We start from the raw sequence: 23,384 nt of genomic DNA, 5'->3' as shown, positions 1-23,384 counted from the left end.
CCGGCTCGAAGTTCTCCCTTCGAACCGGCCCTGCCGCTGCAATCTTTTAGGACTGCGGATTTGCATTTTGAAATTTTTGCTTTGCCTGCTGAATTTTCTGCTGCTGTGCCTGCGGCGTCGGATACCAACCGCGCTTCTTCATCTCATCAAACACATCCGCCTGAATCTGGTGTTCTTCGTTCAGGATGTTCATGAATTCATCGCGGATATCCGGCGTTGCACATTCGTTGGCGTACGTGTTGTACGTTTCTGTAATAAACTTCTGCGATGTCAAAACATCGTCGAATACTTCTTTTTCCTGCATGGCCATCGTCGATCCCTCCCTAGTTCAAAAAGCTCAAGAGCTTTTCATAATGGGTCTGGTGCTTTCCTGCAATTGCATTGCACTTTTGCTTGAGTTCCGGGTCTGTGCACTGCTGTGCATAGGCCGTGCACTTCGCAATCAGCAACTTTTCGCAGCTCAGCTGATCTTCAATGGCAGAAAGTTCTTTTTCTGTCAATGCCATTTGGAACACATCCCTTCTCTTATGGCGTTGCCGAGTATTTGGCAGCGCGATCTCTGCGGCTCTTTTCCGAACCTTGCTTCTTTTGGCGCCACTCGCAATAGCGGTAGCATGTCCTTTATTTTCCCATATTTGTACCGGTATTATACGCGATCGAATGGATTCAAATTTTTCTAATCGGGCTACCTTGCGCCGTCCATGCGCAAGATTCTATGTAGCCCGTCGAACTGTTTCGGTGCCGCCCAGCCCAAAACTGATGCTGAGTGCCTGATCGACCTGTTCCATGGAACGGCGGTCGATGCGTCCCATGCGCTCCTTCAAACGATGCTTATCAATGGTGCGCACTTGCTCCAATAGGACCACCGAATCCTTCGCCAGCCCGGTGTCCTCCGAATGCAGCATAATATGCGTGGGGAGGTTTGCTTTTGCCCGCTGGCTGGTGATGGCCGCCGCGATGACGGTCGGACTAAACCGGTTTCCAACATCGTTTTGAACAATTAGGACCGGGCGCACCCCACCCTGTTCCGAACCGACAACAGGGCTCAAATCGGCATAATAAATATCGCCTCTTCTAATGTTCACGCTTTTCACTCTCCAAATATAAGGATCATTACCACTCATGAGCTTATTCGTATTTTTGACAGTGGGTTCCACGTTTATTCGCATTCAAAAAATCTCTGCCAAAAAACTTGTCAAGCTCGTTATCATAATATTAGGAGAGGAAGGCCATGGACACAAAAACAAATTTGGGATTTACGCAGAAAATAGCTGCCGGCCGAAAGCAAAAACCGCTGCCCGGATTTCTCCGAACAGCGGGTCATATGTTTCTATGTTCATTTTACAAGCAACGTCCGTTCTGCTGGCGGGTCGTAAAGGAACTGCGCTGTAAACTCCTTCTGTGGGATGGAGAGCGACTCGATCTGCCCCGTCTCCGCGTTTGCCGTCAGAGAAAAGTCACATCCATCAAAGCTCCCGCTGAATACGCCGTCCTGCCCCGCGGTCAGCACATCCGGGCGGCAAGCGTAATCCAAGGTCTGCTGCAAAATTAAAGCAAAATTGTTCTGTGGAAGCGTACAAGCATCGCTCTGCGCCTCCAACCCAGCATAGGCGACGCTGAATCCCTCGCCGCTCCAATAGTAATCCATGCCGGATAGATCGTCCGGTTCCACAATGGACACGCGCAGGATTCCCGGCCCGGTGCGGTCCACCTCACAGGAAACCTGCGTTTCCCCCGAAGTGATCTCCGCCTTACACGAAAAATGGAACACCAAGTCCGCGGGTTCCAGCGGTTGGACCGCAGCCGTACAAGCGGACAGCAAACAAGCGAGCAATGGGAGTAGGAACAGCGCTGCCCTGCGCATGGGCATCCCTCCGGTCTATCGTTCGATTTCTAAAAACAGCTCCGGAAGCTTTCCAATCATGTCCGACGGGAGCATCGCGCACTTGGAAAGCCGCTGCGCACAGCGGTCTCCGGCCATGCCATGCAGGTATACGCAGCCAGCAGCTGCTGTCAACGGCTGCACCCCCTGGGCGACAAACGAAGCGATCATGCCAGCCAGCACATCGCCGCTGCCCGCCTTTGCCATGCCGGGGTTTCCTGTGATATTGAGGAACGCCTTTCCCTCCGGAGAAACCGCAATGGTCCCGGCGCCTTTGAGCACCATGGTTACATTGTGTTCCGCCGCAAAGCTCCGCGCATATTCCAAGCGGTGCGCCTGCACATCCGCGACATTGGTCTTGAGAAGGCGCGCCATCTCGCCGGGATGCGGCGTCATGATGACCGGCCCCTTTGCTGTTTTCAAAATATCTATATGCTCCGCGATGATATTTATGCCATCCGCGTCGATCACCAGGGGGCATTTTGCCGTCGCCAGCAGCTTGGTCACCAGCGCCACCGAAGCAGCGGATTTCCCCAGTCCACAGCCAATTAAGCAGGCCGTCGAACGCGAGAGGAAGGACAGCAAGTTGCGCTCACTCTCCCCAGAGAGCGAACCGTTCGGCAAGTGGTTCAGGAGCGTGTAGACCGGTTCGACCACCTGGGACGCCACAATGGGATAAATCGCCGACGGCAATGCGACGTTTACCAACCCAGCTCCACAGCGGATGGCTGCCTTCGCGCTCAAAACCGCTGCGCCGGCCATGCCCACGCTGCCGCATACACAAAGCAGGCGGCCATAACTGCCCTTGTTGCTCTCCGGCTTGCGCGGCTTCACCATGGCGCGCGCCACATTCTGCTCCGTCACCTCCAAGGTGGTCGGCTGGCGGTTGACCATCGCAGCCGTGATGCCCACCGGGACCACGGCTACTTGCCCGCAGTACGTCTTTCCGGGCTGTAAGAGGTGCGCGTTCTTTAAGGTGGTAAACGAAACCGTGTAATTTGCACGGATGCATTTTCCCTCAATCCCGCCAGTGTCGCAGATCACGCCGCTGGGAATATCCAGGGAGATCACGGTCGCCGTGCAGCTCTTTACCACGATAAACAGCGGATGCAAATATTCCGGAACCGAACCGTGGAAGCCAATCCCATAGATTGCATCCACAATATAGTCCGCAGAAGAAAGCATCGGCGCAATGATCTCCGGAGTTTCCAGATAATTCACTGTTTTGACCGTTGTGCCAGAGAGCTTTTCAAACATCTCCTGTGCGATCTCGGTGCCGGGCTGTCCCTCGGTGAGGACTACAATCACCTTTGCCCCCAGTTCCGCAAGATGGCGCGCAGCGACAAAGCCGTCCCCGCCGTTGTTCCCCTTTCCGCAAAGCACCACAATGTGCTTCTGGTCAACCGGGAAACGCTTCTTGATAAAGCGCGCGGCGGCCGCGCCTGCGTTTTCCATCAACTGCAAATAGCTGATTCCCGACCGGACGGCGTTCTTTTCCAGATTGCGGGTCTGTTCCGCATTCAATACCTTCATCTATGTACCTCTCCTTTTTATCCGGACTGCTCCGGGCACAATAGAAGCATTTTTGCTCTATGAACAGCAGGAATCCTCTTGGCGCTGGCCAATCACGACGGCCGCCGCATACTCCTTGGTGTGCGTCACGCTCACCGAAAACGTAAGGCCGCGTTCTTGTGCAATGCGCCGTGCTGCCCCGCTTAAATGCAGGCTCGGTTCCCCCAAGCTTCCGCGCAGCAACTCCACTTCCGCAAGGGAAAAGCCGCGCACTCCCGTTCCCAGCGCCTTTGCAAACGCCTCTTTTGCGCAGAAAGAGGCCGCCGCACTTTGCGCGGAAAATCCGCGCTCCTGCAAAAAGGCCCATTCGCTGGGTCCAAATACCCTTTTACAAAAACGCGGATTTTGCATCGATTTTTTGATTCGCTTGATCTCAATCAGATCGATCCCCACCATGAGCATGCGCGGTACCCTGCCTATCTTCGTACAACCGGTGCAACACAGGGGTTGCACCGGTAATACAGTCTAGTTGTATTATTGTACCATATTCCAGCGCTTTTTACAATTCCTGGTTTTTGATCTCGTCCGATTTTGCCGGAAAAACATCCTTGCTGTCCAAAGACATCACTCGCCCACCTGCCAAATCTCTTTGGCATATTCCAGGATGGTGCGGTCGCTGGAGAATTTCCCCGCATTTGCGGTGTTGATCAAACATTTGCGGGTAAAACCCATGCGGTCGTCCCGATAGTCGGCATTGGCCTGGAGTTTTGCGTCGCAATACGGCAGGAAATCGAGCAGGAGATAGTAATTGTCCGGCTTATGCCAGCTTGCGCCCTTGAGCAGGGAATCGTAAAGCTCCTGGAACATCCCAGTCCCACCGTCGCTGAAGGTCCCGTCCACGAGGGTGTCCACTACCCTGCGGATCCGCGGATAGGCCTCATAGACCATTTTCGGATCATAAACCGCTTCTATCTGCCCGAGCTCCTCCACCCTGGCGCCAAAGATATAGTTGTTCTCCTTGCCCGCCTGTTCAACGATCTCCACATTCGCGCCGTCATACGTTCCGAGCGTCACGGCGCCATTGAGCATAAATTTCATATTGCCCGTACCGGAAGCCTCGGTCCCGGCAGTGGAAATCTGTTCGGAGACATCCGCCGCGGGGACCAATTTCTCCGCATAGGAAACATTGTAATTGGCCACAAACAGCACCTGCAAGCGGTCTTTGGTCTCTTCATCCTGGTTGACCAGCTTGGCGATCTCATTGATGTATTTGATCACGCCCTTGGCGCGGAAATACCCCGGCGCTGCCTTTGCTCCAAAGAGGAAGACCGTCGGATAAAAATCTTTGATCCGTCCATCCTTCAGGCCAAAATAGATGTCCAAGATGGAAAACGCATTCAAAAGCTGGCGCTTATATTCGTGCAGGCGCTTTGCCTGAATATCGAAGAGGAAATTGGGGTCCAGGCGGACGCCGTCGTGCTTCTCCACATACGCCGCCAGCTCCTGTTTTTTCATCTGTTTGATCTCTGCAAATTGCCGCAAGAACTCCGCATCCTCCTGGAACGCTTCCAGTCCCTTCAGCTTTGTGAGATCCGTAATCCAGCCGCTGCCGATTTTGCCGGTGATAAACCCGGAAAGCTCCTGGTTGCACAGGGCCAGCCAACGGCGCTGGGTAATGCCGTTGGTCTTATTGTTGAAGCGCTCCGGATACAAGCGGTACCATTCGTTGAGCGCCGTGTTCTTGAGGATCTCCGTGTGGATTTTCGCCACACCGTTGGTGGAATGCGTGGCAAAGATCGCCATCCGCGCCATGTGGATCATCCCTCCGTCGATGATCCGATAGGGCGCCTGGGCTTCCCCTTGAATCCCCTTGCCGTCGAGCTCCTTTTGCAGGGCTTTATCGATCATCACCACATAGCGGTACACCTGCGGGATCACCGACTTAAACAGGCGCACATCCCACTTCTCCAGGGCCTCCGCCATGATGGTGTGGTTGGTATAGGCAAAGGTCTGCCGCGCAATCTTCAAAGCGCGGCCAAACGGGACGCCCTCCTCCGCCAAGAGCCGCACCAGCTCTGCGATAGAGACCACCGGATGGGTGTCGTTCAACTGGATGGCATATTCCTCCGGGAACGCTGCGAAATCATTCCCATGCTTCTGTTTGTATTGGCGCAGGATATCCTGGAGGGATGCGCTGGAGAAGAAATATTGCTGTTTCAAACGCAGGCGCTTCCCTTTGTCCGTGTCGTCGTTTGGATACAGCACGCTGGAAATCGCCTCTGCTTCGTCGCGCTCCCGCACCGCACGGTCGTATTTCTGCTCGTTAAACAGCTGGAAATCGAATCCATTGACGGGTTCCGCCTGCCAGAGGCGCAGCGTATTGATCCGCTTTCCGCCGTACCCAATGACCGGCATATCGTACGGCACCGCATATACCTGCTGGTTCTTAAACTCGACCAGCACCTTTTCGCTCTCTCGCCGGATGGACCACGGGTCGCCAAACCGCTGCCAATCGTCCGCCGTCTCCCGCTGGAATCCGTTCTCAAAATATTGCTTAAACAGGCCGTATTTGTAGCGAATCCCGTAGCCATTCAGCGGGATGTTGTGTGTGGCAGCTGAATCCAGGAAACAGGCGGCCAAGCGTCCCAAACCACCGTTGCCCAACGCCGGGTCCTCGATGTCCTCAAAGATTGAAAGCTCAATCCCATTCTCATTGAACAGCTCCGCGAGCTGGTCCAGCAAGCCCAAATTGAGCAGGTTGTTGTAAATGAGGCGGCCAATCAGAAATTCTGCGGAAAAATAGCACGCCTGTTTGCCTTCATAAGGCTTCCTCCAATCGGCGGCGACCGCCTTCATCATAGCTTTGGAAACCGCGTCGTACAGCTCCACTGTGCTGGCCTCTTGGATGGTCTTTCCATAGTCCAGCTCCAACGCCTCACAGATATCATACTTAAAGGTGTTCATCCCTCAAATCCTCCTGGTTATCTTCCATAAATCTCCGTCAGCCCGCGCAGCCAGTCCGCCAGCTCGACGGTCAACTGGCCGTCCACCAACCGCCAGCGCCAATTGCCCCCCAGCGTGGAGGGGAAATTCATCCGCGCGCTGTTCGGCAGGAACAAAAGATCCTGTATCTGATAGAGAACCGTATTGGCCACGCTCGCATAGCCCGCCACGACCATCGCCTTGGGGATATCCTTGCGGCGATGTACCTGCAAATAGCGCATGGCATAGCGGGAATCCTTCGATAGGTTCTCCACATAACGTCCCACCAGCGTCTCATTGTCATGCGTGCCGCCGTAAATGGCCAAGTTCTGCGAATAATTGTGCGGAAGGTGTTCGTTTTGCGCATCCGAATCGAACCCAAACTGCATCACTTTCATGCCGGGGTATCCCGCCTGTTTCAGCACTTTGCGCACCTCGGGGACCAATGCCCCCAGGTCTTCCGCAATGATCTTCGACTTGCCGACCGCGGAGTCCATCGCCTTCACAAGCTTCATGCCGGGCCCCTGCCGCCACTCGCCCACCGCAGCGGTTGTCGCCCCGTAGGGGATGGCATAGTACCGCACGGTGCCGATGAAATGATCGATGCGGATCACGTCGTACAAACGGGCGGAATGCGCCATGCGCGCTTTCCACCAGGCAAAATCCGTGCGCTCCATCTCTTCCCAGTCATAGAGTGGGTTGCCCCAAAGCTGGCCCGTCTCGGAAAACGCATCCGGCGGAACGCCGGCCACGCAGGTGGGCCTGCGCTGCTCATCCAACTGGAACAACTCCCCATGGACCCACACGTCCGCGCTGTCCAACGCGACGTAGATCGGGATATCGCCGATGATCTGCACGCCGTTTTGTTTGGCATATGTCCGGATGCGGTCCCACTGTTCAAAAAATTTATACTGGCAGAATTTCCAGAAATCCCGCTCCTCTTCCAGCAACCCAGACCAGAGCTCCACCTCTTCTGCATCGCGCAGACGGATCTTCTCCGGCCAACGGAGCCATTCATGGCCCTCAAAGGAATCCTTCAACGCCATATATAGGGCATAATCCTCCAGCCATAGGGCTTGCGCTTCACAAAACGCCCGATACTCCTGCGTATCCCTGTGGCGGCTTCTCTGAAAAGCCGACCGCAGCACCTGGAACCGGGATTGATAAATCTTTGCATAATTCACATCGTCCGGGGCGTCTCCCCAGTCAAAGGCGTCGATCTCCGCCTGTTCCAGCAAGCCTTCTTCCCGCAGAGTATCTAAGTCGATAAAATAGGGATTGCCCGCAAACGCAGAAAACGACTGATAGGGGCTGTCGCCAAAACTGGTCGGCCCCACTGGGAGCACCTGCCAGTATTTCTGCCCGGCCTCCTTTAAGAAGTCGATAAACGCAAAGGCTGCCTTTCCCAATGCGCCGATCCCATAAGGGGACGGCAAACTGCTGACCGGCAGCAAAATCCCCGCTCCGCGGGGCAATTCTTTCCTCTTATTTGGCATAAAATCACCTAAATCACGAAAATATTCGAAATCTCACCGCATGATATGATACCAAATCCTCTTGGTAATGTCAACTAACATAGAGGCATTTCGTTAGAATTTGTTGTGAATTATGGCTGTTTTTGTTTGATTCTCTCTTTCGGACTTGCTGCGGAATGTTTGTGATTTGAAAAGCCTTCCGTTGCTGTTCCAGAACAACCGTAGACAGAACCAAATCTTCTTGGAAACATCGGAAACGATTTTCCAATGCTCCCTCCCACCCGTCAAATAGTGCTTCTGAAAAAGCACTTGCAACCCAGCGTTTGGCAGGATATACTAAAAACTAAGCGTTTTTTGTGTCCGATTCCATCACACAATCTGCCTTGCTGCAGAATCTTTTATAATTGCGCCGCTCTCCTATTCGGAATTCCTGCTGCATAGGCCGGCGCAACCGATATTTGGCTTCATTCTTCAGGAGGTACCGTCGTGGCAACCATCAAAGACATTGCAAAGAAACTTGGTATTGCGACCAGCACCGTCTCCAAAGGGCTAAACGGCGCCAAGGATATCAGCGAAGAAACCCGCCAGCTTGTTCTGGATACTGCCGTTGAGATGGGATATGCCGTCAAACGTGTCCAGCGCAAAGGGACGCACAAGGTCTGCATTTTAATCGAAAATATGGAGTACAACAGCATCGACCAATTTGGCTACGAAATCATCGTTGGATTCAAGTTGGCCGCCGCGCGCCGTCACTTTGACGTCACAGTGCTCCCCACCAATCTCAATATGCAGGCGGAGGAAAAATATGACTCCTTCATGCTCAAGAATGGCTTTTGCGGGGCTTTTTTGCTCGGATTTTCCTTGCATGACGATTACATAGCGCAAGTCCATAAGACAAGCGTTCCAACCGTCCTCTTCGACAATGTCATCCAAAACCGGCATGTGGGAAGCGTGGGTACGGACGGCTTCGAGGGAATTGAACTGGCCGTGCGCCTGCTGGCGGACGGCGGCCACAAGCGCATTGCGCTCTTAAACGGCGCAAAGAACAGCATGGTCACGCAGGAACGGCACGACGCTTTCCTGGAATCGATGGAACGCCATAAACTCACAGTAGACCCCGCCCTTGTCCAAAACGGCTGGTTTGTCGCGGACTGCGCCAAACAACACGTTGCACACTTTCTCGAACACGGTGCGACCGCGATCGTCTGTGCCAGCGACTTGATCGCCTCCGGCGTGATCGCAGAGCTAAAGCGGCTGGGAAAGCGCGTCCCGGAGGACGTCAGCGTCATCGGGTTTGACGATCTCCCCATCGCCCAGCATCTGTGCCCCGCCCTCACCACCGTCCGGCAGGACCGCGTCTCACTCGGCAAAAGCGCTTTTATGCTCCTGGAAGAGCTGATCGGCGGCGTCAGCATTGGGAAATTGCTCTTGCGGCCCGAATTGATTATCCGGGAATCCACCGGGCCGTGCCCAGAGAAAGAAGCGCCGAAAATTCCGCAAAAAAGCTTGTATTTTTAAAAAAAAGATGCTATATTAAAAAATAACGCGAGGAAAAAGGAAAGTAGCTTTTCTTCCAGCAGACAGAGAGGGCGCGCCACCGGCTGTAAGCGGGCCTGTGCATGGGAAAAGGGAAGTTCCCTTTGGAGCGGCGCGGCTGAAGGTGTTCTGGTAGGCTGCGACGGGTGGCGCCGTTATCGGCCGGAAAGCTGCACATCGCGCAAAACGATGTGAATCAGGGTGGTACCGCGGAGCGTTTTACGCCTTCGTCCCTTATGTTTGAAAAGGGGCGAAGGCGTTTTTTGTTTATCGTCCCAATACTTTATCGTTTTGAAAGGAATGATTACGCAATGAAGCAGAAGCTGGAGGAAATCCGCGCGAATGCGGCGCGGGAGCTGGCGGAAGCAAGCGACTCCCAAGCGCTGGAAAGCCTGCGCGTCAAGTATCTTGGGAAAAAAGGTGAGGTAACCTCCATCCTCAAGCAGATGGGCAAGCTCTCTCCCGAAGAGCGCCCGGTCATCGGCGAGCTGGCCAACAAGGTTCGCGCTTTTATCGAAGACGACCTGACGAAGCGCGCCGCGGAGCTGAAGGCGCAGGCGACCCAGAAACGTTTGGAAGAGGAGCGCCTCGACGTAACCCTGCCGGGCAAACACCGCGAGCTGGGCGTGAAGCATCCGCTCTCTATTGTTTTGGACGAGATCAAGGAAATCTTTGTCGGCATGGGCTTTGACATTGTAGAAGGCCCGGAAGTCGAATATGATTATTATAATTTTGAGGCATTGAATATCCCGAAGGACCATCCGGCGCGCGATACGCAGGATACCTTCTATATCAACGAAAACATCCTCCTGCGCACACAGACCTCCCCGGTGCAGGTGCGCGTCATGGAAAAGCAGAAACCGCCGATCCGCATCATCTCCCCCGGCCGTGTCTACCGCTCCGATGCAGTGGACGCGACCCACTCCCCGCTCTTCCATCAGATCGAGGGCCTTGTGGTGGACAAAGGGATCACCTTTGCCGATCTGAAGGGCACGCTGGAAACCTTCGTGAAGCGTCTGTACGGCGAAGATTCCGTCGTCCGCTTCCGCCCGCACCACTTCCCCTTTACGGAACCGAGCGCCGAAGTCGACGTGCAGTGCTTCAACTGCCACGGCGAAGGCTGCCGTCTGTGCAAGGGCGAGGGCTGGATCGAGATCCTCGGCTGCGGTATGGTGCATCCGAAGGTGCTCTCCAACTGCGGCATCGATCCGGAAGTCTACAGCGGCTTCGCGCTCGGCATGGGCCTGGAGCGCGTGGTCATGCGGCGCTACAACATCGACGACCTGCGCCTGTTCTATGAGAACGACGTGCGGTTCCTCAAACAGTTCGGTTGATGACTTGAGATGATATAGAAAGCGTGGTAAAGAACGATGAATCTTTCAATGAGATGGCTGAAAGAATTTGTAACGCTCGATGAAATGCCGATGCGGGCATTCACCGAAGCGATCACCATGAGCGGCTCTAAAGTAGAGGGCTGGGAAAAAGAAGGCAGCGAGATTGAAAACGTCGTGGTTGGGCAGGTGCTCAAGCTGGAAAGGCATCCGGATTCCGACCACCTCTGGATCTGCCAGATCGACGTCGGCGCAGGTGAACCGCTGCAAATTGTCACCGGCGCACAGAATTTGCAGGAGAACGACTTTGTCCCGGTGGCGCTGCACAATTCCATGCTGCCGGGCGGTAAGAAGATCAAAAAAGGCAAGCTGCGCGGCGTGGAGAGCAACGGAATGCTCTGTTCCCTGGGCGAACTGGGGCTGACGCAGCACGACTTCCCCAACGCCATCGAGGACGGGATCTTTGTGCTGGGCGATGACTGCGACCATACGCTCGGCAAGCCGATCTGCGAGGCCATTGGCTTTGACGACACCAAGGTGGAATTCGAAATCACCTCCAATCGCCCGGACTGCTTCTCCGTGATTGGTCTGGCGCGCGAAGCTGCCGCCACCTTTGATAAAGAGCTGCACCTGCACACCCCCGTTGTCAAGGGCGGCCATGGCGATTGCACGCCGCTTTTGGACGTCAAAATTGAAGAGCCGGACCTGTGCTATATCTATTCGGCGAAAGTGGTCAAAAATGTGCGCGTGAAGCCCTCGCCGCGCTGGATGCGCGAGCGTCTGCGCGCCATGGGTGTCCGTCCCATCAACAACATCGTGGACATCACCAACTATGTGATGCTCGAATATGGCCAGCCGATGCACGCCTTTGACCTGCGCTATGTAGACGATGCGACCATCCGCGTACGCCGCGCTAAAGCAGGCGAAACGATCACCACCTTGGATGGCGTGGACCGCAAGCTCACAGAGAAGCAGCTTGTCATCGCAGACGCGCATAAGCCGATTGCCATTGCGGGCGTCATGGGCGGCGAATACAGCGGCATCATGGACGACACCACTACGATTGTGTTTGAATCCGCCTGCTTCAACGGCTCTTCCGTGCGCACGACGGCGCGCGACCAGGGCATGCGTACAGACGCATCCGCCCGTTACGAGAAGGGGCTGGACCCCAACAACTGCCTGCCTGCATTGGAGCGCGCCTGCGAATTGGTGGAGATGCTCGATGCCGGCGACGTCATGGACGGCGTGATCGTCGATGACCATTCCTCCAAAGAGCGCCACAGAATCCATCTGGATGTGGATTGGATCAACCGTTTCCTGGACACGAACCTTTCCGCCGACGAAATGAAGGCGACATTGACAAAGCTCGATTGCCAGTTTGATGGCGACGACATTTTGGTACCCACCTTCCGGCCCGACCTGGAACACAAGGCGGATATTGCGGAAGAGATTGTGCGCTTCTATGGCTATAATAAGGTCCCCGGCACCTCGCTGAACGGCGGTGCGCAGGGTAAATATACGCCGCGTCAGAAGTTCCTCTCCAAAATCAGCGACACCATGTTTGCTTTGGGTGCCAGCGAGATCATGACGTATTCGTTCATCAGCCCCAAATATTACGATAAGATCCGGATGCCTGCGGACAGCCCGCTGCGCAAATCCATTGTGATTTCCAACCCGCTCGGCGAAGACACCAGCATCATGCGCACCGTTGCGCTCCCGTCCATGTTGGAGGTCCTCTCCCGCAACTACAACAACCGCAACGAGGCCGCGTGCCTCTTCGAGCTGGCCAGCGAATACATCCCCACAACGGAGGACAAATTGCCGGTTGAAAAGGCGACCCTGGTGGTTGGCATGTACGGCAACAACGCAGATTTCTTCACCGTCAAGGGCATGGCGGAACAGCTTTTGGAAAAGCTCTCCGTTACGAATTATGACATCGCCGCTTCTTCCGAGGAATACAGTTACCATCCCGGCCGCTGCGCGGTGCTCACCATCGGCGGACAGCGCCTGGGCGTGATCGGTGAAATCCACCCCGAAGTGGCGGAAAACTATGGGATTGATGAGCGCGTATATTGCTTCACCCTGGATGTGGACATGCTGTTTGCCAATGCTAAGACGGACAAAACCTACACGCCCCTGCCGAAGTTCCCGGCAGTCACACGCGACTTGGCCCTCCTGTGCGACGACGCCATCCCGGTATTGGATCTGGAAAAGGCCATCGTGCGCGGTGCAGGAAACCTGCTGGAGAAGATCAAGCTGTTCGATGTCTACAAGGGCGCGCAGATTGAAGCTGGCAAAAAGAGCGTGGCGTTTAACATCGTCCTGCGTTCGAGCGACAGCACCCTGACCGACGAGCAGACCAACCGTGTGATGAAAAAAGTCATGGAAGAGTTGGAAAAGGTCGGCGCGGTTTTGCGTTCCTAATGTTGCAAATACGTTGGAAGAGGGCCATGCAAATTTTGCATGGCTCTTTGCTTTTTATTTCCTCTTCTGAAAACGCATATGGATGTTTCCCCTCACACCGGTCCGTCCTGGATTCGGCAATTGTTCATAAATTTCTTCTTGAAATTATGGTCTATATGCGGTATTATATATTATAAATATCATTGTGTTTTCGGTGCACGTTGTATAAAATCCCCATTTTATGCAAGGATGAAGTATGAACCATTGGAGGTGTTTCCATGTTTGACGATAAGACGATGACCTTTTCTCTAGGCCAGAATCGGGAGGACGACATCAAACAGATCCTCACCATCGTGTACGACGCCCTTAAAGAGAAGGGATATAATCCGATCAGCCAGCTTGTCGGCTATATCTTATCGGAGGATCCCACGTATATTACAACCCATAACAACGCACGCAGCTTGATCCGCCGGATCGACCGCGACGAATTGCTTCAGGTGTTGCTGAAATCCTATCTGGGCGAATAAATCACCGTACGAATGATATTAATACGAATCGAAGAGGATGGTTGCAGCTATGAGTGAAAAGAAGGATCAGCCGAAATTTCCAACCTATAAGGGAAAACCGCTTGTGCGGTGCGGCGATGTGATTTATTACGGCAGCATGAAGGATAAATACGTAGTCAAGCTTGAGATCAAGAGCAAGAAAAAAGTCAAAGATATGGACGTAGCCGACCGCGTGACCGTACAGCTGATGTATACCGACCCCAATATCCGCACGCGCAAGCAAATTGTAAAAACCAGCGAAAAAGAAGGGCTCTACCTCGCAATGGACATTGCGGATGCATGGCTTACCAGGGCGCTGGCGGAATAATGACGGCGATAAAAGCCGGATGGAGAACAGAATGTCTGTTGTTCCATCCGGCTTTTTGTCTTTGTTTCGTTGCCCTATATGGGCTGTTAAGCCTCCTGTAACGATTGCAGATCCTCTTTTTCCTTCTTCAAGCGTTCCGCCCCTGCCCCGTAACCATACCGATTGCGGTATTTCCAGGTAAAAAACAAGGAGAAAATGATCGCGCCAAGCTCCGCGGCGGGAATTGTCAGCCACACACCGTCCAACCCCAGGAAAGAGGGCAGGAGTACAATGCCCAACACAACGAACACAAGTGTGCGCAGCAGGGATAAAAGTCCGGAGATCAGTCCGTTGGAAAACGCCGTGAACATGCCGGAGGCAAAGATGTTGATCCCAACCGGCAAAAAGCTTCCCACGAAAAGATAGAAGCCATGCAGCGCCAAATCGTATACCTCCGTGCCCTCCGGTGAAAAGATGCCCATCAGGAATGGCGCAAAGAGAATGGACAGCGCCAGTGTAATGATGGAACAAGCGATGAGAAAGGTGTAACAATAGCGGATGATCCGGCGCTCCTGCTCCCAGTTTTGCGCCCCATAGTGGAAGCTGATGACCGGCGCCACGCCCGAGGTAAATCCCAAGAATATGGAAACCATCAGGAACTGCGCATAGAGGACGATCGTGATCGCAGCCACGCCGTTTTCGCCGAGGTAGTGCAGCATTGCCATGTTAAACAGAAAGGTGGTAATTCCCATCGAAAGGTTTGTCACCATCTCCGAGGCGCCGTTTACGCAGCAATGCGCCAACATCTTCCCCTCAAAGGTTGGCTTTTGGAAATGTAAGATATTTGTGCCAAATACAAAATAAAGGATTCCCACAATGGCAGGAAGGAGCTGGCCCAAGCCGGTCGCGATGGCCGCGCCTGCCACACCCATACCCATCGGCACAATAAAGACATAGTCCAAAACGATGTTGATGACTCCCCCTAGCACACTGTTCGCCAGGCCGATCTGCGGCTTTCCAGCAGTCACCATGAAGTAGTCAAACAGGCACTTGACGATATTGGCCGGTGCAAATAACAGGCAGATATAGGAATAGATGTAGCAATCCTCATATAAAAGTTCCGTAGCACCCAGTGCGCGCACGATTGGCCCTGTAAACAAAAAGCCCACCAAGGCAAAGAGAATTCCAACCACGATGGACGAAATGACAATCAAAGTAAAATGTCCCCTCGCGCGGTCCTCTTGATTCTCCCCCATCTCCTTTGCCACAATCGCACTGCCGCCGGTTGCAAACATGACACCAATTCCAGAAACAATATTCACCAATGGCATCGCAATATTGACCGCAGACAGTGCATTTGAACCCACAAAGCGCGATACAAAGATACCGTCCACAACTGTATAAAAGGATAAAACCAGCATCATCACAATCGTAGGCACTGCAAACCGCAGCAAGGAGAAAAAGCGAAATTCCCTTGCCAACGCATTCATCGAAAAAATTCTCCTCTCTTTTTAGATTGCAACCCGATAAAATCCATGATAAAGTATATAGTAACTATATAGTCAAGAGGATTTTTCAATGCTTGAGAAAAATATGAAATGGACCTTTACAACGGGAGAATTTGCAAAACTTTGTGGGGTCAGCAAACAAACGCTTTTGTACTACGACCGGGTGGGGATTTTTCAGCCGGAGCGTGTCCTGGAAAACGGCTACCGTGTCTATACCTACCTACAGTTTGAAACATTCAATGTGATTGCCACTCTGCGCGAGATGGGAACTCCTATCCAGGAAATCAAATCCTATCTCGACCGCCGCAGCCCGGAGGAGTTTATCCGCCTCTTTGCACAGCAAAAGCGAGAGCTGGAAGAAACGCTTCAAAACATGGAACGGATCCACCGCATGATGGAATCCAAAATTGCCACCACACAAGACGCTTTACAAGTGGATGAAACCAAAATTCTCTTGGAAAAGCAGCCGGAAAGACGGTTGGCCCTGAGCCGACCGATGCAAAACTGGGAGGAACAGGAATACCTTCCTATCCTGACGGAATATCTCAGCATATGCAATCGAAACAATCGGATGCAGAGTTATTCCATAGGCACGGTGGTTCGTTGGAAAGCCCTTCTGGATGGCAACGTTACAGATTGTACCTACTATTTCTGTTCACAGGCTTCAGAGGACACGCCACCTTCGTTCCTCCATTGCCGGCCGGCTGGGACGTACGTGGTTGCATACCACAAGGGGGATTATGATTCTATGGCGGAAGCTTACGAGCGCTTGGCTGCGTATATCCGGCATCACCAGTTATCGATAGTCCCGTACTCCTATGAGGACGACCTCTTGGACGAAATAACAAACCAGGATTCTCAAGAGTATCTCACCAAAATTTCCATTCCGATTATTGAATAAGCAAAAAAGCGGTATGTGCCCACTGGATCGGCACATATCGCTTTTCATCTGTATCGCTCTATTACGTTCGAAAGAGAGTCGATTTGATCTGCTCGGCGGATTCCTTGCAGGCGGCTTTATCCAATCGGGAAAGATGGGTCTGCTGCGCCCGGTCATACGACTCCTTTGCCAGACGGAGCTTTTCCGTCGCCTTTCCCACCTGCTCTTTGTAATCGTGCTGGAACTGCGTCAATTTTTTGGCGTTCTTTTCATCCGTCCCTGGCTCGACCGCCGCCTCGTATACATCGATGATCTCGTCGGTTGGCAAAGAGGGGAAATATTCGTGTGGGGATGTGCTGTCAAAGATGCAGAAATCCAACTCCCGCACAACCAGCATATCCAAACTCTGTGGGTCAAACGCGCAGTGGTACACTTCCGCTTCGAATCCGGCGTCCACTGCTTTTTTTACCAGCTTCTTGAGCAAGGTGGATTTTCCTGTTCCGGGCCGCCCCTTGATAAAATACCGTTTCCCTAAACACTGCGTGATATTCGCGATATAATCAAAGGATCCGTTGACTGTAGCCGCTCCAAAGTAGCGGTCAATGGCACGCCCCTTTTTCTCTGTATGGCGGTCGCCGATCAACCTGGCTTCCGTTTCCTTTGCCAGTTCGTCGGCCGCACGAAAATCCATTTTCCCGATGTAAACCTTTTCCCATTCATCATGAATATGCAGCGCTGCTGCAAACAATGCATGGGCCTCATCCAACGCCTTTCGTGTCTGGCGGATATTGTAATCCTCCAGCAAATTCAAAGCGTTGTGCTCTGCATAGAATGGGATATTGATGACGCCCGCAGAGAGGTCTGGCAAAATGATGCCCTCCGGCGTATTGTCCAGACAATTGTGAATCCATTCCACTCGCCGTTTCTGTTCCGCCGCACAATCGCAGATGTCTTCCAAGAGATTTCCCAAGGGTTTTAATGGATAGCCATGCAACGGGACCACGCGTTCCAGCGCGCCAAAATTGGATTCATAAAAACTGACATATCCGCGCGAACTATTGCTATTCGCAAAATAGTGGATCGCTTGCCTCTGCATAAAGATTCCCCTTTCCTTCCATCAACGGTAACTTTCCCACTTCCTATTGTATGGTCCGGAAAAAGGAAATATCCATCTTTTACGCTTTGGCTTTTTCAGCGATGTCGCGCGCCACAACTATTCCCGTCACAGAAGCCTGCATCAGGCCGCGGGTGATTCCAGCCCCGTCGCCAATCGCATACAAGTTCTTGACTTCTGTTTCAAAATTGCTCTGCACTGCAATTTTGGAGGAATAAAACTTGACTTCCACCCCATAAAGCAGCGTGTTTTTCGAATACAATCCCGGCGCCAGTTTATCAAACGCACGCAGCGCCTCCACGATGCTGGTCAGGTGGCGGTGCGGCAGGACAAAGGAGAGGTCGCCAGGCACCGCATTTTTCAGGGTGGGTATGGTCGTGGATTTTTTCAAACGCGAGACGTCCGTCCGCCTGCCCTTCAGCAGGTCTCCCAAACGCTGCACCATAATTCCCCCGCCCGTCAGCATGTTTCCAAGCTGGGCAATATAGCGGCCGTATTCGATCGGCTGGTGAAACGGCTCGGTAAACTCGGTGGAAACCAACATGGCAAAATTGGTGTTCTCCGTCCGCTTATCCTCATCCGCATAGGAATGGCCATTGACGACCGCGATCCCGCCGTCCTCTCCGTCGTAGTGCTCCTCGCTGACAATCCCGCCGGGATTCATGCAGAAAGTGCGCACCTTGTTTTCAAACGTATCTGAGTAATAAACGAGCTTCGCCTCGTATAAATGGGTGGTCAGGCGATCCATCACCGCATTCGGCACTTCCACGCGCACGCCGATGTCTACTGCATTGTTTTTGGTGGAAAGTCCATTCTGCTGAGCGATGCCGTGCAACCAGTCCGCACCGCCGCGTCCCGGGGCCGCAATCACATAGGGCGCCCGCACAAGCTTTCGTTCCCCTTTGGAATTTGTCAGCCACGCTCCCTGCACGGTTCCCTCTTCGACCAGCAGCGTCTCCGCCGTCGTATGCTCCCAAAAGGTAAAATTCGGGCAAGCGGCGAGATATTGATACATCGCGCGCAGGACTTCAAACGAGTATTCCGTGCCCATATGACGGACTGGGCAAGGGATCAACTGGATGTTCTCCTTGTGCGCTTCGTAGGCGAGTTCTTCCGCAAACTTATCGCTCTTTCCGTAAATCTTTTTTGGAGCACCGAATTGCAGGTAAATCTCATCCGCATAATGAATGAGCTGGCGGACGGTATCCACCGGAAGATAGTCGGTCAGGTTGCCGCCCACTTCCTCCGAGAGGGAAAGCTTTCCATCGGAAAACGCGCCGGCGCCTGCCCATCCATTCATGATGCTGCATGTCTTGCAGTGTGCGCATTGCCCACTGGTGCGGGCCGGGCAAGCCCGGTGGTCGATGCTGCTTCCAGAATCCACCACCAGCACCTTCTTTTCGGGTGCAAGGCGGTTCATCTCCAATGCTGTAAAAATTCCCGCAGGGCCAGCCCCAATAATCAATAAATCATAATCATACATCAAATCATCAACCTCATTCCGATTGGTCTATGCATAGGCAAAACATTGGCATTATAAGCACGTCTTTCTCATTCTGTCAAGCATTTTGAAGATTATCCATAACAGTATGTATCATTTTAAGTTAACGCTATTTCTAATCCATCAAAACAAGCCTATATCCATAGGTCTCTGGTCCTGCTTCAGATGTTTTTCTCCAAAATGTCTATAAAAGCTCTTTCAAAGGATTCATCATCTGAGCGCGTACGCTTTTTCGCCCCAGCGGTCCTTCCACCAGCCCGCCGGATCTTCTGTCCAAGATGGCGTTCAAACAACAGTTGATCCATATTGTGGTCGTCATAGACCATCCCATTTTGGTTGATCGCTTTTGCGCGCTTCCCCAGGGCCAGCGCTGCTACGCCAAAATCCTGGGTCACGACGATGTCCCCTGCCTCCAGGAGGTTCGCCAGCCGGATGTCCACACTGTCGCGTCCTTTGTCCACCGTAATCACCGTGCTATACCCGTCGTTCAAAATGTGGCTGGTATCTAACAGCATCACAACCGGAATCCTCCGCTTTTTCGCCTGCCGCACAATGATCTCCTTTACCGGACAAGCGTCCGCGTCTACTAAAATCTTCATTTGCGCCTCCTCCACCGCACTATTCACTCCTCGCTATTATATACCTAGCTGGAGTACTTGAAAAGCGGCTCGCCTATTCTCTTGCAGTGCAAAATATGTTATACTAAAAGTCCTGCGGGAATATCCGCACATAATTTGTATAGAAAAGGCGGGAATCCGATTGAAGTACAGTTTTCAAAACGATTATAGCGAAGGCGCCCATCCAAAACTGTTGGAGGCTCTCAGACAAGCAGGAAGCAAACAAAACGCAGCCTACGGAAACGATATGCACTGCAAGCATGCGGCTGATCTTCTCCGGAAGGAAATTGGCCGGGAGGATGTGGATGTCCATTTTCTGGAAGGCGGCACACAGGTAAACCTGACAGCGTTGACCGCTTTTTTGCGTCCGCATGAAGCAGCGATCGCGGCAGAAACCGGCCATATCGCCGGACACGAGAGCGGTTCCATCGAAGCTACCGGCCATAAGGTCTGCACCACCCCGGGAGTAAACGGCAAGCTTACGCCGGAGGGAATCCTGCGCGTATTGGCGGAACATCCGGATGAACATATGGTGAAGCCCAAGCTGGCTTATCTCTCTAATTCTTCAGAGTGTGGAACTGTCTATTCGAAAGCAGAACTGGCCGCCTTAAACCGCTGCTGCCGGGAAAACGGCCTCTATCTCTATATGGATGGCGCACGTCTGGGGAGCGCCCTGTGCGCAAGCGATCTCACTATGCAGGACATCGGCGCCCTGACCGACGCATTCTATGTGGGCGGCACAAAAAACGGCGCACTTCTGGGTGAGGCGCTGGTCATCTGCAATGACGCATTAAAGCCGGACTTCCGCTATATTTTAAAGCAGCGCGGTGGGATGCTGGCGAAAGGCCTGGTGCTTGGCGCGCAGTTTGAAGCGCTTTTTGAAGACGGCCTCTATTACAAACTTGCTGAACATGCCAATCGGATGGCAGACCTGTTACGGGAAGGCCTGCGCGCTGTAGACTGCGCTTTCTTCTCCGATTCCCCCACCAATCAGATTTTCCCCATTCTCTCCGACTCCCTGATCGAAACGCTCGCACAAGATTATGCGTTTGAAACCTGGGGCCGTGTAGACGCAGAACATCAAGCGATCCGTCTGGTGACCTCTTGGGCCACTCCGGAGGAGGCGGTTCGGGAATTCGTCCAAGATCTGCATCGCCTTTGTGCCAAATAACTTTGTGCCAAATAAGTTCCAACAGAATTGTCATGAAAGTTAACAAACTGTTTCTTTCTTTTTCCAACGTTTCGCGGTAAAATGGGTGCGTCATAAGGCCAAGCGATACACTTGGGAAGTGTACAGATTTGCTGCTTCCCCTCTTTTAAGGAGGTATTTCTATGAAAAAAACACTTGTACTATTCCTTGCCGCATTTTTGGCGATCTCCATCTGCGCCTGCACCAATGGTGGCAATGAATCTTCTATGCTGCCCTCTAGCGAACCGCCCGTCTCTTCCGAATCCAGCGTCCCTCAAACACTTAGCTTTGATGGAATGGATTTTACATTTACTGTACCATCTCGCTGGAGTAAGGATGACTACACCGTCAAGGTAGTCAAAGACGATGTGATGAGTTCCCAGGATATCGAATACAGCCACGTAGATTTTCTGTTTAAAGGGAATGCCGACACGCCTTTGCTCTCTATTTGGGCTGCACCCAAAGCATGGTGGGACGATCAGAGTGCCATCGGCGCGGAGCTTCCTTCTCTGCTCCAAGAGACTTCTAACACCGTCTATCTTGCGGATATCCCAACAGAAAATCCTGTCACCGACGAGGAAACAGCAGCGCTTTATGACAAAATGGCCATTACTTTGGAGGAAGTAAAGGAAGGTTTTACCGTTGTTAATCCCTCCTCTTCCAGTGTAGAACCCACTTATGTCGATGGAGTCCTCCAGGATGGAACGATGAACACCATCACTATCCAAACGGCAGATGGCAAAGAACTTCTCTTTAATAAAGAAGGTGCAGAAGTCAACGAGCCAGACGGGCTAATTATTGGGGACATGCTGCGTGTCTATTACGATGGCACCATTCATGGCACCGATACGGAAGGGGTTACGGTAACTAAAATCGAAAAAATTTCTTAAAATCCAGACGTTAAAAAATGCCCATCGTTTTATAGCGATGGGCATTTTTTACTCTAGAGGCAAAATCTTATTTCTTTTCGAGAGAGGACGCCACCGAAGCTTCGACTACTTCCTCTTCTTCCCGGTCATTGGTCCAATGGAGCTTATCAAAAATATAGAACAACAGGCCCATAATCATGCCGACGACACAGGCAAGAACCATTCCCGTAAGCTGGACGCCGCCAAAATTCAGCGAAATACCGGAAAGCCCGGTAACGAATACAACCGCAGTCAGGGCCTGATTTCTCGCCTTACCATAATCGACCTTAGCGTCTACGAGGATACGTAGGCCAGAAGCACCAATCATCCCATACAGCAGGAAAGAAATGCCGCCGATAACCGGCCCTGGGATGCTGCTGATAAGCGCAGAAAGTTTGCCAATAAATGCGCAGACCATAGAGAATACAGCCGCCCCACCGATAACCCAAACGCTATACACTTTGGTCATCGCCATTACGCCGATGTTCTCGCCATAAGTCGTTGTCGGGACAGAGCCAATCAAGCCGGAAAGCGCCGTAGAAAAGTTATCTGCAAACAGGGAGCGATGCAAGCCCGGATCTTTCAGCAAATCACGACCGACCACCTTGCTGGTGACAATCTGGTGGCCAATATGCTCCGAGGCAATCACCAACAATACTGGCAGCATCGTGACAATGGCCTCCATATTGAACTTTGCCAGTTGGAAATGCGGCAACGAAAAGAACGACGCATCGGCAACCGTCTGAAAATCAACAATCCCTGCGATGCATGCTGCAACATATCCTGCAATGATCGCAATAAGAATCGGGATCACGGCGAGGAATTTACGGAACAGGATTGAACCGAATACCGCTACACAGAGGGTAATCAGGAACACGACAACGTTTTTCATGTCGATGGTTTCGTCCAGCAGGCCGGCATTGCTGGCAGCATTGGATGCCAACTCCAGGCCAATCAACGCCACCACCGGCCCCATAGCCGCTGGGGGCAATACGTAATCGATCCAATTGGTTCCGAACTTATAGACAATCAGCGCCAAAATACAGCCACAAATGCCCACGGCCACAAAGCCGCCCTGGGCATATTCAAAGCCATACTTCTGAATGACAACCCCTCCCGCCGCAAGGAAGGCGAAGCTGGAACCGAGGTATGCCGGCGCACGGCCTTTGGTAATCAGGATGAACAACAGGGTTCCAACGCCGTTCATCAATAGAACGATCGCCGGGTCAATGCCAAAGACCGAGGGCACCAACACTGAAGCGCCGAACATGGCAAACATGTGCTGGATACTTAAGGGGATGGCCTGGCTGAGAGGCGGCCGTTCGTTGACCTGGATAATTTTGCTTGACATGGTACTCTCCTCATTTCCTTTCGGCTTCTCCGCACAAACCATTTTTCGACGGAAAAACCATATGATTTATGAATCGGTCAGAGAAACCCTTTCCAAGAAATGCACTCAAAAACATGGGAAGTCCTTCTAGTATAAAATTCCTCCGAAGATAGATCTTTCTTTTATAATCTTCTTCCCCCATTTTGCGGCGCACTTCTGTCCCTAAAAGGCCATTTCTCCACCGCATTCACCGAAAAAAAAGGCCCGCCCGAAGCAGCGAATCTGCTTCGGAGTGAGCCTCTTAGAAACCGCAACCAGCTTAGGAAATCCAACTTTTTATCCGTTTTCCCTACGCCGCTGGTGG

The 23,384-nt window shown here is 52.7% G+C and carries 21 protein-coding genes and 1 other annotated feature; of the genes, 8 read left to right on the top strand and 13 right to left on the bottom strand.

Annotation, left to right across the window (positions count from 1 at the left end; translation table 11 throughout):
* Positions 1 to 46: 46 nt before the first annotated feature.
* The 8 genes from I2G69_RS04990 to malQ form a co-directional block, all read right to left on the bottom strand.
* A complete protein-coding gene (locus tag I2G69_RS04990) occupies positions 47 to 310 on the bottom strand; it encodes a spore coat protein (protein WP_087233291.1) in 264 nt (87 codons plus the stop codon).
* Between the two features lie 13 nt (positions 311 to 323).
* Positions 324 to 506: a spore coat protein gene (locus tag I2G69_RS04985; protein ID WP_087233288.1), complete on the bottom strand. Its 183-nt coding sequence runs from the start codon at positions 504 to 506 to the stop codon at positions 324 to 326.
* 207 nt (positions 507 to 713) lie between these two features.
* Entirely contained in the window at positions 714 to 1,124 is a 411-nt protein-coding gene (locus tag I2G69_RS04980) for a type II toxin-antitoxin system PemK/MazF family toxin (RefSeq protein WP_207738202.1), read from the bottom strand.
* 212 nt (positions 1,125 to 1,336) lie between these two features.
* Positions 1,337 to 1,864, bottom strand: coding sequence for a hypothetical protein (locus I2G69_RS04975; protein ID WP_195560334.1), 528 nt, complete (start codon positions 1,862 to 1,864; stop codon positions 1,337 to 1,339).
* A 15-nt stretch (positions 1,865 to 1,879) separates the two neighbouring features.
* A complete protein-coding gene (locus I2G69_RS04970) occupies positions 1,880 to 3,415 on the bottom strand; it encodes an NAD(P)H-hydrate dehydratase (protein WP_195560333.1) in 1,536 nt (511 codons plus the stop codon).
* 57 nt (positions 3,416 to 3,472) lie between these two features.
* A complete protein-coding gene (gene acpS / locus I2G69_RS04965; RefSeq protein ID WP_087233276.1) occupies positions 3,473 to 3,856 on the bottom strand; it encodes a holo-ACP synthase in 384 nt (127 codons plus the stop codon).
* A gap of 162 nt (positions 3,857 to 4,018) precedes the next feature.
* On the bottom strand, positions 4,019 to 6,358 hold the full coding sequence (locus I2G69_RS04960) for a glycogen/starch/alpha-glucan phosphorylase (RefSeq protein WP_191395476.1): 2,340 nt from the start codon (positions 6,356 to 6,358) through the stop codon (positions 4,019 to 4,021).
* A 17-nt stretch (positions 6,359 to 6,375) separates the two neighbouring features.
* On the bottom strand, positions 6,376 to 7,872 hold the full coding sequence (gene malQ / locus I2G69_RS04955) for a 4-alpha-glucanotransferase (protein ID WP_195560332.1): 1,497 nt from the start codon (positions 7,870 to 7,872) through the stop codon (positions 6,376 to 6,378).
* Between the two features lie 465 nt (positions 7,873 to 8,337).
* Between malQ and I2G69_RS04950 the strand changes: the two genes are divergently transcribed.
* The 5 genes from I2G69_RS04950 to I2G69_RS04930 all read left to right on the top strand — a co-directional run bounded on the left by I2G69_RS04950 (position 8,338) and on the right by I2G69_RS04930 (position 13,994).
* A complete protein-coding gene (locus I2G69_RS04950) occupies positions 8,338 to 9,369 on the top strand; it encodes a LacI family DNA-binding transcriptional regulator (RefSeq protein ID WP_191362795.1) in 1,032 nt (343 codons plus the stop codon).
* Positions 9,370 to 9,390: 21 nt separating this feature from the next.
* Positions 9,391 to 9,625, top strand: a binding site (T-box leader).
* A gap of 73 nt (positions 9,626 to 9,698) precedes the next feature.
* Positions 9,699 to 10,721 (top strand): phenylalanine--tRNA ligase subunit alpha, encoded by a 1,023-nt coding sequence (gene pheS, locus I2G69_RS04945; RefSeq protein ID WP_087233264.1) that lies wholly within the window; start codon positions 9,699 to 9,701, stop codon positions 10,719 to 10,721.
* Between the two features lie 36 nt (positions 10,722 to 10,757).
* Positions 10,758 to 13,142 carry a phenylalanine--tRNA ligase subunit beta gene (gene pheT, locus I2G69_RS04940; RefSeq protein WP_195560331.1) on the top strand — a complete coding sequence of 795 codons (2,385 nt, stop codon included), beginning with the start codon at positions 10,758 to 10,760 and terminating at the stop codon, positions 13,140 to 13,142.
* 257 nt (positions 13,143 to 13,399) lie between these two features.
* Positions 13,400 to 13,648: an IreB family regulatory phosphoprotein gene (locus I2G69_RS04935; protein WP_054322992.1), complete on the top strand. Its 249-nt coding sequence runs from the start codon at positions 13,400 to 13,402 to the stop codon at positions 13,646 to 13,648.
* A 49-nt stretch (positions 13,649 to 13,697) separates the two neighbouring features.
* On the top strand, positions 13,698 to 13,994 hold the full coding sequence (locus tag I2G69_RS04930; RefSeq protein WP_191362792.1) for a hypothetical protein: 297 nt from the start codon (positions 13,698 to 13,700) through the stop codon (positions 13,992 to 13,994).
* An 86-nt stretch (positions 13,995 to 14,080) separates the two neighbouring features.
* Here the strand turns inward: I2G69_RS04930 and I2G69_RS04925 are convergent, their stop codons facing one another.
* Entirely contained in the window at positions 14,081 to 15,463 is a 1,383-nt protein-coding gene (locus tag I2G69_RS04925; protein ID WP_191405600.1) for an MATE family efflux transporter, read from the bottom strand.
* Between the two features lie 88 nt (positions 15,464 to 15,551).
* Here I2G69_RS04925 and I2G69_RS04920 point away from each other — a divergent pair, with 88 nt between their 5' ends.
* Positions 15,552 to 16,382 (top strand): MerR family transcriptional regulator, encoded by an 831-nt coding sequence (locus I2G69_RS04920; protein WP_191405599.1) that lies wholly within the window; start codon positions 15,552 to 15,554, stop codon positions 16,380 to 16,382.
* A gap of 61 nt (positions 16,383 to 16,443) precedes the next feature.
* Here I2G69_RS04920 and I2G69_RS04915 read toward each other — a convergent pair whose 3' ends face one another.
* The 3 genes from I2G69_RS04915 to I2G69_RS04905 form a co-directional block, all read right to left on the bottom strand.
* Positions 16,444 to 17,457, bottom strand: a complete 1,014-nt coding sequence (locus I2G69_RS04915; RefSeq protein ID WP_191405598.1) for a hypothetical protein — start codon at positions 17,455 to 17,457, stop codon at positions 16,444 to 16,446.
* 79 nt (positions 17,458 to 17,536) lie between these two features.
* Complete coding sequence (locus tag I2G69_RS04910) at positions 17,537 to 18,958, bottom strand: NAD(P)/FAD-dependent oxidoreductase (RefSeq protein ID WP_087233251.1); 1,422 nt, start codon at positions 18,956 to 18,958, stop codon at positions 17,537 to 17,539.
* 179 nt (positions 18,959 to 19,137) lie between these two features.
* Positions 19,138 to 19,575, bottom strand: a complete 438-nt coding sequence (locus I2G69_RS04905; RefSeq protein WP_195560330.1) for a YaiI/YqxD family protein — start codon at positions 19,573 to 19,575, stop codon at positions 19,138 to 19,140.
* Positions 19,576 to 19,735: 160 nt separating this feature from the next.
* On the opposite strand from I2G69_RS04905, the gene I2G69_RS04900 reads away from it, so the two are divergent.
* Positions 19,736 to 20,764 (top strand): threonine aldolase family protein, encoded by a 1,029-nt coding sequence (locus tag I2G69_RS04900; protein ID WP_191362787.1) that lies wholly within the window; start codon positions 19,736 to 19,738, stop codon positions 20,762 to 20,764.
* 161 nt (positions 20,765 to 20,925) lie between these two features.
* Positions 20,926 to 21,672, top strand: a complete 747-nt coding sequence (locus I2G69_RS04895; protein WP_087233242.1) for a hypothetical protein — start codon at positions 20,926 to 20,928, stop codon at positions 21,670 to 21,672.
* Between the two features lie 67 nt (positions 21,673 to 21,739).
* On the opposite strand, the gene uraA is transcribed toward I2G69_RS04895, so the two are convergent.
* Positions 21,740 to 23,041 (bottom strand): uracil permease, encoded by a 1,302-nt coding sequence (uraA, locus tag I2G69_RS04890; RefSeq protein WP_087233239.1) that lies wholly within the window; start codon positions 23,039 to 23,041, stop codon positions 21,740 to 21,742.
* Between the last annotated feature and the right edge of the window lie 343 nt (positions 23,042 to 23,384).

Source organism: Anaeromassilibacillus sp. D41t1_190614_C2 (assembly GCF_015558525.1).
GTDB classification, from domain to species: domain Bacteria; phylum Bacillota; class Clostridia; order Oscillospirales; family Acutalibacteraceae; genus Anaeromassilibacillus; species Anaeromassilibacillus stercoravium.
This window is presented reverse-complemented; position numbering and strand designations above follow the sequence as displayed.